Genomic DNA, 14,575 nt, shown 5'->3' with positions numbered 1-14,575 from the left:
AAAGCGGTCGCAGGGTCTGGGATATAATGGAATCGAAATACGGCTCACGCCGCAAAACTGGCTCTCGTAAATGGCCTTTTCTGGCCAGCGTATTTGCTTTTGTCATTGGCGGCGCGCTGGTGGGATATGTGGTTTGGTACAATCTTGACGGCGGCGGCGCGGCCGAAGGCGCAGATACGCCAGCCGCGCTTGCAGGTGCTGGCGGGGCGTCGCCAACGCAAACACCCAGCGCGGTGATATCGCCATCGCCCACAGGCGGCGAATTGGCTGATGCAATTGAAGCGGACAATGCCGAGGAGGCGGTTGAAGTCGTCACCCGCGTTGCCGAACAGCAGGGCGGACTTGACCAGCGCATTGCGGCTGCTGAACAGCGCATCGCCCGCATTGATCTGCAAACGCAGGCCGCATCAGGCAACGCCGCGCGCGCCGAAGCTTTGCTGATCGCTTTTGCCACGAGGCGGGTGATCGAGCGGGGGGATGAGCTTGGCTATCTGGCGGATCAATTGCGGCTGCGTTTCGGTGATGAGCGGCCCAATGCGGTCAGCACGATTATCACCTTTGCGCGCAGCAATCCGCGTATCAGGCTCGACCAGCTGATCCTGCGGCTGGACGGGCTGGCCCCGCAATTGACCGAAAGCGAGGATGGTTTTTCATTCGGCAATATCTCCCGCGAATTTCGCCAATTGTTTGTAATCAGGCGCGAAAGCACGCCCTCTGCTTTGCCCGAAAGGCGCCTTGAACGCGCGCGATTTGCGATGGAGCAGGGGCGCTATCAAAACGCGATTGACGAGATCAAGGCGCTGCCCGGCGCAGCGGCTGCCCAGGCGTGGATCACTGATGCGGAAAGTTTCCGCGACGTGATGATCGCGCTTGAAAACATCGAAACCGCAGCGGTGCTTGATCAGCAGGGCCTGCGCGATGGCACAGGCGAGGTCGTCCGCCAGCCAAGCCCGGTGGATAGCGCCGGTGAAAACTAATCACCCACTTAAGCCTAACCGCGCAGCAATTGCGGCAAATCGCCAGAAACACCGCGCGCTTCGTCCATAAAGAACGTCTTTAACGGCGCGGCGCGCTGCACGCCTGCCATTCCAAGGCGGCGGACGGCGGATGCGGTTTTGCCCGGAACACCGAAAATCCGCGTGAGACCATCGGTCGCTAGTGCCACCATAAAGCTGTCGAGCCCGCGCCAGTTCTCATAGCGTTTGAGCAATTGCGCATCCCCCGGATCAAGTCCGATCCGCGCGCCATCTGCCAGCACTTCGACCAAAGCGCCCACATCGCGCAGACCTAGGTTCAATCCCTGCCCTGCAATCGGGTGGATGCCGTGCGCGGCATCACCGATCAATGCGAGGCGTTCATCAGTGATCTTGGCGGTGTGATGGAAACCCAAAGGCCAGCTTGACCGCGTACCCACTGTTTCCACCGCGCCCAAACAATCGCCCATACGTTCTTGTATTTCGGCTAGAAATGCGCGGTCGCCGAGTTTCATTACGGCTTTGCCATCTGCTTCGGATACGGTCCACACCAGCGAAGAGCGATGCGTTCCATCGGCATCATCATTCAAAGGCAGAAGCGCAAACGGGCCGGCGGGATAGAAGATTTCCCACGCGACATTGCTGTGCGGTTTGGAATGGGTGAGGCCGGCGATGATCGCGCGGTGGTGGTAATCCCACTTTGCAATGGCAATGCCGGCTTCATCGCGGGTGGGCGATCCGCGCCCTTCGGCCGCGATCATCAAGCGGCCTTTCAGCTTGCGATCATCGGCAAGGACTGCGGCCACTCCAAATTCGCTGCGCTGGCGTTCGACGATGTCAGCCTTGGCCACCCAATTGATAAGCGGCTCGGCGGCTGCCGCTTCGAACAGGGCAAGGCGCAGGCGGCGATTGGGGAACATCCGCCCCAAAGTGCCTTCGCCTTCGCCCGGCACGAAATCGAGCCTGCCGGGGCGGTTTTGATCGGTGACAGCAATGCTGGCGATATCGCAGGCGAATTCCTCTAGTCCGTCAGCAATGCCGATATTGGTGAACAGGTGCCAGCTGGCCGTGGAGATAGCGGTTGCTCGGTCATCAAACCCTTCTGCGGTCAGCTCTGCCGGGTCCGCGCGGTCAATCACATGGGATGACATGCCCTTTTTCGCTGCCGATAAAGCCAGCGCCATACCCACAAGTCCCCCGCCGAGGATCAACAGGTCTTTGGTTTCAGTGTCGGCTTTGCTCATGTGTCACTTTCTGCGCGGCAATTGCGAATAGCGTGAGACCGTCCTAGAGGTTTCGCTGTGTCCGACGCAAGAATGTTCGCCCCTCTCATCCGTTACTTCGCTGCATGGTGCTTTGCATTGTGTGCATCGCTGGCGCTGTCCTTACCTATCGCCGCGCCGCTGCGCGCTCAGGAGCAGCCAGCCGAAGTTACGAAAGAGGCGCGCTTTGGCGATGCGAATATCGCAGCTGTGCTTTATGCTGATGGCCTGCCCACAGCGGGTGAGGAATGGATGCTTGCGCTGCGGTTCACTCCAAGCGCACCCGAATGGCACGGATATTGGTCCAATCCGGGCGATGCGGGGCTGGGCATGCAGGTGGAGCTGAACCTGCCCGATGGCTGGCAAATGGGAGAGGCGCTTTATCCCGTGCCCCAGCGCCTGATGATCGGCGATTTGATGAACCACATTTACGAAGGGCAATATGCCGTGCTGATCCCGGTGCGCGTGCCTGGTGATGCGGATGTCGAAGGGGTATCAGGAGTAAGCGGCTTTGCCGATTACCTCGCCTGCACCGACGAAGTGTGCGTGCCGCAGGATGCGGTTTTGCAAGCGCGCCAGGGCGGCGATTTTGCTCGCTGGCGCGCGAGTATCGCGCCGCAGCTTAGCGCGGACACACGCTTTGAAGTGAGCAGCGGCAATCTAAGGCTCGCCATACCCCTGCCGCAAAGCGTCGAGCTGCCTGATCCGCATGTCTTTATCGCCAATGCGCGGCTTGTGGATTACCCCCCGTTTCAGACTTTCCGGCGTTCAGGCGATATGCTGACGGCCACCATTCCGCTTGTTGAATATGGCGGCGATACGCCCAGCGCTGTATCGGGAATTGTCTCGTTTGGGAGCGGAGACGGGGTCGCTTTTACCGCGTTCCCCGGCACAGTGCCGGTAGGCGGTGATGTGCTTGTGACCATGAACAGCGCGCAAGGGGTCACGCCGCCTTTATGGACGCTGGTTTTGGGCGCTCTTGTTGGCGGGCTGATCCTCAACATCATGCCTTGTGTGTTTCCAATCCTCAGCCTGAAAGCGATTGCCTTGGCGCGGGCTGGCGGAAGTGAGGCCGACGCGCGGATCGAAGGTTTTGCTTATACCGCAGGCGTAGTGCTGGCCTGCATTGCGCTGGGCGGCACCATGCTGGCTTTGCGCGCGGCGGGTGAGCAGGTGGGATGGGCGTTTCAATTGCAAAACCCTGGCGTTGTGGTGCTGCTGCTCGTGCTGGCCGCTGCGATCACGGCAAACTTTGGCGGCTTGTTTGAGCTGCCCTCATTCGGATCAAGTGCTGGCCCGAAGAAAGGCGCAGGCGGCGCGTTTGCAACCGGATTGCTCGCCGCCTTCGCTGCCACACCGTGCACAGGGCCGTTTATGGCCGCAGCCATGGGCGCAGCGCTGCTGCTGCCTGCGGGGCAAGCGCTGTTGCTGTTTGCGCTGCTTGGGCTTGGCCTTGCTTTGCCGTTTCTGCTGATCGGTTTAGTGCCCGCATTTCGCCGGATGCTGCCCAAGCCCGGCGCGTGGATGGACACATTCCGCCGCGTGATGGCAATCCCGATGGGGCTAACCGCATTGGCGCTTGTCTGGCTGGTCACGCAGATTGGCGGCAGATATTTTGCCGGTGCGGCGCTGCTCCTCGTCTTTGGCGTGATTTTGGGCTTGTGGGCGACCGGCCAGTTGCAGCGGCGCGGCAAGATGGCATGGCCCGCATTCGCTCTGATCGCAGCGCCATTCGCCGCGTTTGCTGTCATTGCAATGCCGTCGCTTTATGCCAAGCCGTCAGGCGAAATTGCGCAATCGGTGTTGGAGCCCCAGAATTTTTCGCCCGAAGCTTTGGCTGAGGCGCGCGCTTCGGGTCGGCCGGTGTTTGTGTGGTTCACTGCCGATTGGTGCGTCACTTGCAAAGTCAATGAAAGCATCGCGATTGAACGCGAGGCCACGGCACAGGCTTTCAAAGATGCGGGCGTCATCGCGGTTGTCGGCGATTGGACACGGAGCGATGAGGCCATCACTATGTTCCTGACGCAGCAGGGCGCAGCAGGGGTGCCGCTTTACCTGTGGTATGAGCCGGGCGCAGAGGCCGAGCAATTGCCGCAGGTTCTCACTCAGGATCTTCTGGTGGAGAAGGCTCAGGCGTATCAGGTTCGGGCTGGTCAGACTCGGGCAGGTCAGGCTGAGGCGGCTGAAGCTCAGGCTCAGGTTCAACCTCAGCCATAATCTCAAGCTCAGGCACAGGTTCAAGCTCAGGGGCTTCCAGCTCGGGCGTGTCATTTTCAGGCGTTTCAGTCAAAGGCCGGGCGCACGCAGCAATAAGCTGTCCGGGGCGCGGGCTTGCGTTAAGCTCCACCATGCCTGCCCCTGGTATCGTGGCGGTGACTTTGCGCGGACCGATGAGCGGCTCGATATTGCGATCGCTCGCCGCCACTCGCCCGCGCCAATGGCGGCTTTTGCCAAGCTCTACCGCGTCCACTTCGATCCGCCCAATCGCGCCATTGCCAACCAGCGCCAGCAGCGCCTGCGCGCCTTTATCAGCAGGGGCCATGCGAGTGATCTCAATCAACGCTTCGCCCGCATCATCCCTGCATTCGAGCGCCATTAAAGCAGGCTCCTCAGGCACACCGTAGATGATCCGGCCCGCTGTCTGGCTGGATACCCAGATCGCACCTTCCACATCAGGTGAGGGCAGGGGAGCAGAGGCAAATGTCGGCTCTGCCTCAGGCATTTCGCGCACGAGCGCCGCATCACCAGGAGGCGGCTTGCACCCCGATGCGGCCAGCATCAAACACAGCGCAAAGCGTCTCATCGCGCGCGGATAAAGCGGCGCAAATCCTGGCTGAGTTTGCGCCGGTCCTCATCGCGGACATACATCATGTGGCCCGCATCGTAATATTCGTAAGTCACCCTGTCCTGCGGGATACCCATGCGGTTGAGCGAATATTCCGCGCCAAAAAACGGGGTCGCAAAATCATACCAACCTTGCGCGTTGAAAACGCGAAGCTGCGAGTTTTGCCGCATCGCCTTGCCGATAAATGGCGCGACGTTGAGATAGGCATTGCGCTGCCAGCCAGACCCGCCCAACGACCAATCCCAGTTTGCCCCCGGCTCGCGCCCGATCGAATTGTAAGGGCGATCCGTTTCAAAGCCCAATCCTTCGCGCGCCCACTGATTGACCGAAGCGGTATAGCCTGCATCAATACCGTAAAAGCTGGGGTCGGCATCCGGATATTCGCCCGCATTGTCATAATCGCTGCCCGTGTAGCGCGCATCCAAGCGGCCAATGGTGAGCCCCCTATCGCGCAGCAGTTCTTTGTAGAAACGCTGCGAGGTAACGCGCAGATTGGCGCGGTCGAGATATTCTTCGGACAGGCCGGTTAACTGCGCCATGCGCGCGCGCACCGCGGCCCGTTCGTCGCCGGGCAAGTCCTGCCCTTTGAGCAGCGCAGCGGCGAACGGCCCGATGGCAAACTCGCGCGCTTCCTGGACAATGTCCTCAACCGATCCGCCTTGCGCTTTGCCATGATAGTGCGCAGCTGCCGCCATATTGGGGAGCGTCACGATATAGGCCATTTCATTGCCCGGCGTCGGTTCGCGTGCAGCAAAATCGAGGATGGTTGAAATCAGGATGAGACCGTTCAGGCCGACATCGTTATAGGTCGAACCTTCCAGTTCATCGACAACCATCGCGGTGCGCGTGGTGCCATAGCTTTCCCCGCCAAGATATTTGGGGCTGGACCAGCGGCCATTGTCATTGATCCACCGCCGGATAACCTCGGCAACCGCTCGCGCGTCCTGGCGAAGTCCGTAATACTTTTTCTTGTCAGTGCCCTGCGTAAGATAGCTAAAGCCTGTTCCAGGTGGATCGATAAACACCAGATCAGCCACATCGAGCAGGCTGTCAGGATTGTCGAGCAGCGGATAAGGCGGCGCGCCATCATCGCGGGCATCAGAGGGAATTGCGACGCGTTTGGGGCCAAAGGCGCCCATCTGCAACCAGACAGAGCCGGAGCCGGGGCCGCCATTGTAGATAAAGAACACCGGCCGCGAAGTATCGCGCGGGCTCTTCACATAAGAGGTGGTGACAATGACGGCTTCCTGTTTCCCATCATCGCCCGAAAGGATCGTCTCGCCAATGGTCGCGGTGTATGGGACGCGCACACCGCCAAATGTACCGGTAAGGTTGCGCGTCTTCACCTGCGGCGTGATGGCGGCAGCGGCAGCTTTGCCCGCGCCATTCGCATGGTCATCGGCAAAGGCAGGACCGGCGGCAAAGGCGATAGCAGCGGCGGATAAAGCGCTGAGAACGGTTTTGGTCATGGCTGCGATGATTGGCACTCAATCAGGCTTGCTTCAAGAGTTAAGCGCTCAAGGCTTGCCGCCCATGAACTTTGTTCGCTTTTTGCCGTAACGGGTCTTGCGCGTGCCGGGGCGGCCTGCGTCTGAGCGGCCCACTTTGGGGGCTTTTTTCTCGCCATCGGGCAGGCCAAGCTCATCATTTTCCAACCGCCGGATTTCATCGCGCAATCGCCCGGCCTCTTCAAATTCGAGATTGGCAGCGGCATCGCGCATGCGCTTTTCGAGGTCTTCGATATAGGCGCGCAGATTGTGGCCGACGAGATTGTTGACCTCATCATCGCCCGTATCGACTGTGACACCGTCTTGCGCGGCTGAATGCGCGACGATGTCTGCAATGTCGCGTTTGATCGTGGCTGGCGTGATGCCGTGTTCTTTGTTGTAGGCCTTTTGCTTTTCACGGCGGCGGTCGGTTTCGGCCATGGCGCGTTCCATGCTGCCGGTTACCCGGTCTGCATAAAGGATGACTTTGCCATCGACATTGCGCGCCGCGCGGCCAATCGTCTGGACGAGGGATGTTTCCGAACGCAGGAAACCTTCTTTATCGGCATCCAAAATCGCGACCAGCCCGCATTCAGGAATATCGAGCCCCTCGCGCAGCAGGTTGATCCCGATCAGCACATCATACACGCCAAGGCGCAAATCGCGGATCAGCTCGATGCGTTCGAGCGTTTCGACATCGGAATGCATATAGCGCACTCGCACACCGGCCTCGTGCATAAACTCGGTGAGGTCTTCTGCCATGCGTTTGGTGAGGGTGGTGACGAGGGTCCGGTACCCTTTCTTGGCCGTGGCAAGGCATTCCTGAATGCAATCCTGCACCTGATCTTCGACCGGGCGGATTTCAACGGGCGGGTCGATCAGGCCTGTGGGGCGGATCACCTGTTCGGCAAACACGCCGCCCGTCTGCTCCATCTCCCAATTGCCGGGCGTGGCGCTGACGGCAAAGGTTTGCGGGCGCATCGCGTCCCATTCATTGAAGCGAAGCGGGCGGTTGTCGATGCAACTGGGCAGGCGGAACCCGTGCTCTGCCAAGGTGATTTTGCGCCGGTGATCGCCTTTTGACATCGCGCCGATCTGGGGCACGGTCTGGTGGCTTTCATCGACGAACAATAGTGCATTTTCGGGCAGATATTCAAACAGAGTTGGCGGCGGTTCGCCCGGAATGCGGCCCGTTAGAAAGCGGGAATAGTTCTCAATCCCGGCGCAGCTTCCCGTCGCCGCGATCATCTCAAGGTCGAAATTGGTCCGCTGTTCAAGGCGCTGATGCTCCAGCAATTTGCCTTCCGCCTCCAGCTCTTTCAGCCTTTCAGCAAGCTCAAACCGGATCGCATCTGCCGCCTGTTTCATGGTCGGTCCGGGCGTCACATAGTGCGAATTGGCATAGACGCGCACGGTTTCCAGCGCTGCGCCCGTCTGCCCTGTCAGCGGATCAAACTCGCTGATCCCTTCAATGTCATCGCCAAAGAAACTGACGCGCCATGCCATATCTTCATAGTGGCTGGGGTAAATCTCCAGATTGTCGCCCCGCACTCTGAATGTGCCGCGCTGGAATGCGGCATCGTTGCGTTTGTATTGCAGGGCGACCAGCTTGCGGATCAATTCGCGCTGATCGACGACATCGCCCACTTTGATATCGAAAATCATCGCCGAATAGGTTTCGACAGAGCCGATACCGTAAAGGCACGAAACAGACGCGACGATAATCACGTCATCGCGTTCAAGCAGCGACCGCGTGGCCGAATGGCGCATCCGGTCAATCGCCTCGTTTACGCTCGATTCCTTCTCGATATAAGTGTCGGAGCGCGGCACGTAGGCTTCGGGCTGGTAATAGTCGTAATAGCTGACGAAATATTCGACCGCATTGTTGGGAAAAAGCTTTTGAATTCCCCATAAAGCTGCGCGGCCAGGATTTTGTTGGGCGCAAGGATCAGGGCAGGGCGCTGCAATTCCTCGATCACTTTCGCCATCGTGAAGGTTTTGCCCGAACCTGTAACCCCCAAAAGCGTCTGCGTCTTTTCATCCTCGCGCGCGCCCGCGACGAGCTCTGCAATGGCGGTGGGCTGATCGCCTGCCGGTTCATAGTCTGAGACAAGCTCGAACCGTTTGCCCGGCATCGACTTTTCAGGCCGGGCGGGGCGGTGCGGGGTGAATTCTTCGCCGGTTTCCGGTTCTTCAAGACCGCGGCGGATGACGAGTTCTGACATGGCACCTGATATGAGGAGCAAAGCGGCCATTGTGAAGTGCGCTATGTGCCCCTAGCGTCCCTACCGAAGAGCGGATCATCACGGGATTCGCCAATGGAGGGAACATTACATGAAGAAATTCGCGACAATCAGCATCTTGGCGCTGGCACTTTCAGCATGCGGCGGCGGCGCAACCGATGCAGATGCGGATGGCGATGGCGAAGTCACGTCCGAAGAAGTGAACGCAGCGGTTGCAGCAGCAGGCGATGATATAAAACCCGAGCCAGGCAAATACAAAGCGACGATGAGCGTCGTTAAAGCCGAGATCACCGGTGCGCCGCCTGAAATGCAGGAAATGATGAAATCGGCCATGAGCACGACAACAGAGTTTTGTCTGACCCCGGAAAAGGCAGAAGAAGGCTTCGAGAAATCGCTGACTGAGGGTCAAGATGGCTGCACGACCAAAAGCTTCACCATTGATGGCGGTGATCTCGACATGGCGATGAGCTGTGCGCAAGGCGAGGGCACGATGGAGATGACCATGAAGGGCAATGTGTCGCCCACCCGTTCGGAGATGAAAATGACGATGAAAGGCAATATGGCCGGAATGGGTGATGCTGACATCGAAATGGATATGACGCAGGAACGCATTGGCGATTGCGATTCCTGATTGGAATTGGGTGAGGGCGAAACCTTAAGCCTACCTGACACCGACTTCACGGGGCATTCAGCGCGCTGCTTTAGCTGTGGCTGAATGTCCCGTTACAAGTCTCTCTCGCAGTTTTCCGAAACCCGCATCGCGGCCACTTGGTCCGATAGCGAACTCGGCCGGCGGCTCGCGCTCGCGTTTGAGCCGGCTTCGGGTGATGAAGCCGGTAAGCCGCAGCTCATCAGCCTGCTGCGCGAGCTTGATCTGCTGGTCGAACCTGCACGCCGCCCGTTTCGCAATCTGAAAGTTTCGCGCGCGGCCAATCCGCAAACGGTGATGATCCTGCCCGGTTTCGCGACCCCGCCGCGCCGGATGCGCTATCTTGCGCAGCAATTGGAGCGAGCCGGCCACACGGCAAAGCAATGGGGAGCAGGGTTCAACTGGGGCCCGACCGAAGCGCGGTTTGCGCTGCTCGAAAACCGGCTTATCCAGCTGCATGCGGCGACAGGGGCCAAGATCGTTTTGCTTGGGTGGAGCCTGGGCGGGATTTTTGCGCGCGAACTGGCCAAGCGGCATCCTGACAAAGTGTCCAAGGTTATCACTATGGGTTCGCCGTTTTCGGGCAGTCCGCGGGCCAACAATTTGTGGCGTATCTATCAATTCATCACGGGCTTTCGCGTGGATGACCCGCCGATTGAGGCGCATCTTGCACAAAAACCGCCGGTTGAAACCATTGCTCTGTGGAGCCCGCGCGATGGCGCAATTGCCCCGCATTGCGCAGCCGGATTGCCGGGCGAGCGTGATCGCGCAATCCGCGTGAACTGCACTCATAGCGGTTACAGGTACCACCCCGAGGCGGTTTATGCCGTTCTTGGGGAACTTGAGAGCCCAGCCAAGCATTAGGAAAGAGCGGTTTCCTTTTGGTCCAAGCTGGTTACAACGTGGGTCCGCACCGAATTTAAATTCAGACATGCGGGGGATCATGGCCGGCAAAGGCATCGACAGCAGCGGTAATTTTGACGAGATGCACGAGCCGGGCGGCGCGATCCGCACTGCCTATTCCGATTATTGCGGTTGGCTGGATGAACAGGACGCGGCCTGGCTGAAACGCAAAAACGTCGAAGCCGATGACAGTTTCCGCCGCACTGGCATCACTTTCAATGTCTATGGCGAGGATGAAGCTGAAGAGCGGCTGATCCCGTTTGACATGGTGCCGCGCGTCATCACCGCAAGCGAATGGCGCAAGCTTACTCGCGGGATCGAACAGCGGGTGAGAGCGCTTAACTCGTTCCTTTACGACCTTTACCACCGGCAGGAAATCATTCGCGCGGGCCGCGTGCCCGAACGGCTGTTTCGCGATAACGATGCATGGCTGTCCAATATGGTCGGCTTTACCCCGCCCGGCGGGATCTACACGCATATTGTCGGAATAGATCTGGTGCGCACCGGGCCAGATGAATGGTTTGTGCTCGAAGACAATGCCCGCACGCCTTCGGGTGTGTCTTACATGCTGGAAAACCGTGAGACGATGATGGGGATGTTCCCCGATCTGTTCAGCCGGGTGCCGGTGGAAACGGTCTCAAATTATCCGCGCCGCCTTGCTCGCTCGCTTGCCGCATGCGCACCGCCGGGATGCGCGAATGGCAAAGGCGGCAAACCGCGCGTCGCTGTGCTGACGCCAGGCATTTACAATTCTGCTTATTTCGAACACGCTTTTCTGGCTGACCAGATGGGGGCAGAGCTGGTCGAAGGCAGCGATCTGCGCGTCGTCGATGGCAAAGTGCAAATGCGCACAACCCGCGGTTATCAGCCAATTGATGTGATCTATCGCCGCGTTGATGACGATTACCTTGATCCGCTGACGTTCGAACCTGACAGCGTGCTGGGCGTACCCGGCATTATGGATGTGTACCGCGCGGGCCAGATCACCATTGCCAATGCGCCGGGCACTGGCATCTGCGATGACAAGGCGATTTATTCCTTCATGCCGGAAATCGTTGAGTTTTATACAGGCGAAAAACCCCTGCTGCCCAATGTTCAGACTTGGCGCTGTGCGGATAAGGACAGTCTGGCCTATGTGCTCGACAATCTGGAAGAGCTGGTGGTCAAGGAAGTTCACGGTTCTGGTGGATATGGCATGCTGATCGGGCCAACCGCTTCCAAAAAGGAAGTCCGCGAATTTCGCGACAAGCTGACCGCCAATCCGCAAAACTACATCGCGCAGCCAACTTTGGCGCTGTCAACATGCCCAATTTACACCAAGAAAGGGCTCGCCCCGCGCCATGTCGATTTGCGTCCATTTGTGCTGGTGTCGCCCGATGGAATTGACATCACGCCGGGCGGTCTGACCCGTGTTGCTCTGAAAAAGGGATCGCTGGTGGTCAATTCCAGTCAGGGCGGCGGCACCAAAGATACATGGGTGCTCAAAGACTGATGGCTAAGGAAATGCCATGCTAGGCCGGACTGCAAACGGATCCTTCTGGATGTTCCGCTATCTGGAGCGGGCCGAGAACACTGCGCGCTTGATCGAGGCGGGCCTGCGTATGGCTTTGACCAGAGACAGCGCAACCGCGCAGGATGAATGGCGCTCTGTCATCACGACGCTTGGGCTTCGGGCGCAGTATGAGGCTGCGCATGACAGCTATGATGGGCAGCAGGCGTGGAATTTTGTCCTACGCGACAATGCCAACCCGGCCAATGTACGTGCCATGTTCGGCGCTGTGCGCACCAATGCGCGGCTGGCACGAACCAGTATCTCAGGCGATGTCTGGGAAGCGGTCAATGAAAGCTGGATGAAGCTGGATAAGCTGCTCTCGCGCCCCGTCAGCCAGAGCGCGGTGGGCGATGTGGTCGCCACTATCCGCCGCGCAGGGATGCTGGTGCATGGCGCATTGGATGGCACGATGCTGCGCGATGAGGCGTTTCATTTCGCCCGCGCGGGCACTTTCATCGAACGCGGAGAAAGCACGGCGCGCATTCTCGACATGAAGTATTTCCTGCTTTTGCCTTCGCTTTCTTATGTCGGATCAAGTCTCGATACAGGGCAATGGGATCAGGTTTTGCGCTCAGTCGCCGGATCGCGGGCATACAGCTGGCTAAATCCCGGCCAGATCGAAGCGCGCGGCATTGTCGAATTTCTGGTGCTGGATGATCGCTTCCCGCGAAGCCTTGCCTTTTGCCGGTCTGCGGTGAGCACGCATCTATCCGCTCTGTCGCGCCTGCATGGTAAATCGGGCCAATGTCAGGACTTGATGCAGAACGGTGATATCCATCTGGCCGATCACAACGTTGACGATATTTTCGAGCGGGGCCTGCACGAATTCCTCGTTGATTTCATGAACAACAACGCAGCGATCGCGGATGCCATTGCCGAAGATTACCGGTTCCTGGCCTAAGGAATGTTCCCATGAAATTGTCGATCCGCCATTCCACCCGCTATACATTTGGCCAGCCGGTTATCCATGCGCTCCAACGCCTGCGCCTGACGCCCAAGGAAACGCAGGGGCAAAACATCATCGATTGGACGATGACATACGAAAACGCGCATGCTGAACTGGAATATGACGATCAGCATTTCAACACAGTCACGCTGATAGCGGTAGAGCCGGGTGCTTCGGTTGTGAATGTGACGTGCAGCGGGATGGTCGAAACGCTCGACAAGGCAGGCGTGATCGGGCGTCATTCAGGCCATCTGCCGTTATGGACATTTCTGGGCCAGACCAAGCTGACCAAGCCGGGGCCGAAAATGCGCGCGTTGATGCGCGATGTTCCAGGGCCAGAAGCAGATGCGAAGCTTGATTATCTCCACGCTCTATCCGCCATGATCCGCGAACGCGTTGCTTATGAAACTGGTACCACGGGGGTTAAAACAACAGCCGAGGATGCTGTCGCGAATGAAACCGGTGTTTGTCAGGATCACACGCATATCTTTCTAGGCGCGGCGCGCGCTGCCGATATCCCTGCGCGCTATGTAAGCGGGTACCTGATGATGAATGACCGGGTCGAGCAAGACGCGACCCATGCCTGGGCCGAGGCGCATATTGATGGGCTGGGCTGGGTCGGGTTCGATATTTCCAACGGTATAAGTCCTGATCCGCGTTATGTCCGGGTTGCCACGGGCTGCGATTACCGCGATGCCGCGCCAGTGACGGGCATCAGCTTTGGCTCGATTGAGCAGATGCTGAGCGTCGATGTCACGGTTGAACAGCAGAAAGAACAGGACAAGCAATGACCTATTGCGTTGGGATGGTGGTCGAAAAGGGCCTCGTCCTTATGAGCGATACCCGCACCAATTCGGGCGTCGACAACATCTCCACTTTTCGCAAGATGTTTTCCTGGCAAGTGCCCGGTGACCGGATGATTGCGGTGATGACTGCGGGCAACCTTGCGACCACGCAGGCCGTGGTGAGCCAGCTGGAAGAGCGGACCAAACAGCCCGAAGATCGTGAGACGACGCTGTTGAACGGATCGACCATGTTCAACGTCGTCACCGAAATCGGGCGGCTCTTGCGCTCGACCATTTCCGACGTGCAACAAGCCAACAATTCAAAGCGTTTCACCGCATCCATGATCGTCGCAGGCCAGATCAAAGGGATGGAGCCGCGATTGTTCATGGTCTATCCCGAAGGCAATTTTATCGAAGCGAGCCTTGATACGCCTTTCTTCCAGATCGGAGAAACAAAGTACGGGCGGCCAATAATCCTGCGCGGTTATAATCGGGATATGAGCTTTGAAAGCGCGGTCAAACTGCTGATGGTGTCATTTGATTCCACATTGAAAGCAAACCTGTCTGTGGGCCTGCCTTTGGACCTGTTGGTGATTGGCAAAGATGAATTTGCACCTGTGCACGAACACCGCATCACAGCCGAAGACGAATATTTTGACACAATTTCATCGGGCTGGGGCGATGCTTTGCGCTCTGCATTCGATTCGCTTCCTGATTACGATTTGAACACGAAATAGGGGTTCTTGCGTCCGTTAGTATGCTGAGAAAATACTCGCAGCAAATAAAGGGTTCATTTTGGAGGTTTATTTGTCTCTAGATCGCGGGGGTTTGTTACTTAGTTAACGGGCCATCACTCGATATCGGTTGAGACGTCGCGTGTCTTGGAGTGAAACTCGGTTCATTCCAAATGCATGTCACGCAAAGCAACC

11 protein-coding genes and 1 pseudogene are annotated in these 14,575 nt (G+C 58.3%); 8 read left to right on the top strand and 4 right to left on the bottom strand.

Annotation, left to right across the window (positions count from 1 at the left end):
- The first annotated feature begins 26 nt into the window (after positions 1 to 26).
- Positions 27 to 977 (top strand): hypothetical protein, encoded by a 951-nt coding sequence (locus tag AC0V6L_RS00935; RefSeq protein WP_486147217.1) that lies wholly within the window; start codon positions 27 to 29, stop codon positions 975 to 977.
- 14 nt (positions 978 to 991) lie between these two features.
- Here AC0V6L_RS00935 and AC0V6L_RS00930 read toward each other — a convergent pair whose 3' ends face one another.
- A complete protein-coding gene (locus AC0V6L_RS00930) occupies positions 992 to 2,218 on the bottom strand; it encodes an FAD-dependent monooxygenase (protein WP_486152283.1) in 1,227 nt (408 codons plus the stop codon).
- 57 nt (positions 2,219 to 2,275) lie between these two features.
- On the opposite strand from AC0V6L_RS00930, the gene AC0V6L_RS00925 reads away from it, so the two are divergent.
- On the top strand, positions 2,276 to 4,453 hold the full coding sequence (locus tag AC0V6L_RS00925) for a protein-disulfide reductase DsbD family protein (protein WP_486152281.1): 2,178 nt from the start codon (positions 2,276 to 2,278) through the stop codon (positions 4,451 to 4,453).
- On the opposite strand, the gene AC0V6L_RS00920 is transcribed toward AC0V6L_RS00925, so the two are convergent.
- From AC0V6L_RS00920 to uvrB, 3 genes and pseudogenes are all read right to left on the bottom strand, one after another.
- Complete coding sequence (locus tag AC0V6L_RS00920; protein ID WP_486152279.1) at positions 4,338 to 5,039, bottom strand: hypothetical protein; 702 nt, start codon at positions 5,037 to 5,039, stop codon at positions 4,338 to 4,340. The two genes, AC0V6L_RS00925 and AC0V6L_RS00920, sit on opposite strands and share 116 nt — an antisense overlap.
- Positions 5,036 to 6,550 (bottom strand): S10 family peptidase, encoded by a 1,515-nt coding sequence (locus AC0V6L_RS00915; protein ID WP_486152277.1) that lies wholly within the window; start codon positions 6,548 to 6,550, stop codon positions 5,036 to 5,038. The genes AC0V6L_RS00920 and AC0V6L_RS00915 overlap by 4 nt, the downstream gene beginning before the upstream one ends.
- 48 nt (positions 6,551 to 6,598) lie before the next feature.
- Positions 6,599 to 8,793: pseudogene (gene uvrB / locus AC0V6L_RS00910) on the bottom strand (excinuclease ABC subunit UvrB).
- Between the two features lie 109 nt (positions 8,794 to 8,902).
- On the opposite strand from uvrB, the gene AC0V6L_RS00905 reads away from it, so the two are divergent.
- The 6 genes from AC0V6L_RS00905 to AC0V6L_RS00880 all read left to right on the top strand — a co-directional run bounded on the left by AC0V6L_RS00905 (position 8,903) and on the right by AC0V6L_RS00880 (position 14,383).
- Complete coding sequence (locus AC0V6L_RS00905) at positions 8,903 to 9,442, top strand: DUF3617 domain-containing protein (protein WP_486147209.1); 540 nt, start codon at positions 8,903 to 8,905, stop codon at positions 9,440 to 9,442.
- Positions 9,443 to 9,526: 84 nt separating this feature from the next.
- Positions 9,527 to 10,324 (top strand): esterase/lipase family protein, encoded by a 798-nt coding sequence (locus AC0V6L_RS00900; protein WP_486152276.1) that lies wholly within the window; start codon positions 9,527 to 9,529, stop codon positions 10,322 to 10,324.
- Positions 10,325 to 10,403: 79 nt separating this feature from the next.
- The gene (locus AC0V6L_RS00895) at positions 10,404 to 11,855 is read left to right on the top strand and encodes a circularly permuted type 2 ATP-grasp protein (RefSeq protein ID WP_486152274.1); all 1,452 of its coding nucleotides are present in this window, start codon (positions 10,404 to 10,406) and stop codon (positions 11,853 to 11,855) included.
- Positions 11,856 to 11,871: 16 nt separating this feature from the next.
- The gene (locus tag AC0V6L_RS00890) at positions 11,872 to 12,816 is read left to right on the top strand and encodes an alpha-E domain-containing protein (RefSeq protein WP_486152272.1); all 945 of its coding nucleotides are present in this window, start codon (positions 11,872 to 11,874) and stop codon (positions 12,814 to 12,816) included.
- An 11-nt stretch (positions 12,817 to 12,827) separates the two neighbouring features.
- Positions 12,828 to 13,652, top strand: coding sequence for a transglutaminase family protein (locus AC0V6L_RS00885; protein ID WP_486152270.1), 825 nt, complete (start codon positions 12,828 to 12,830; stop codon positions 13,650 to 13,652).
- Entirely contained in the window at positions 13,649 to 14,383 is a 735-nt protein-coding gene (locus AC0V6L_RS00880) for a proteasome-type protease (RefSeq protein ID WP_486152268.1), read from the top strand. Before AC0V6L_RS00885 ends, AC0V6L_RS00880 begins: the two co-directional genes overlap by 4 nt.
- The last annotated feature ends 192 nt before the right edge of the window (positions 14,384 to 14,575 follow it).

It is taken from the genome of Erythrobacter sp. JB1-15, assembly GCF_057365035.1.
Note: the sequence above shows the minus strand (reverse complement) of the source record. Positions and strands in the feature narration are given on the sequence as shown.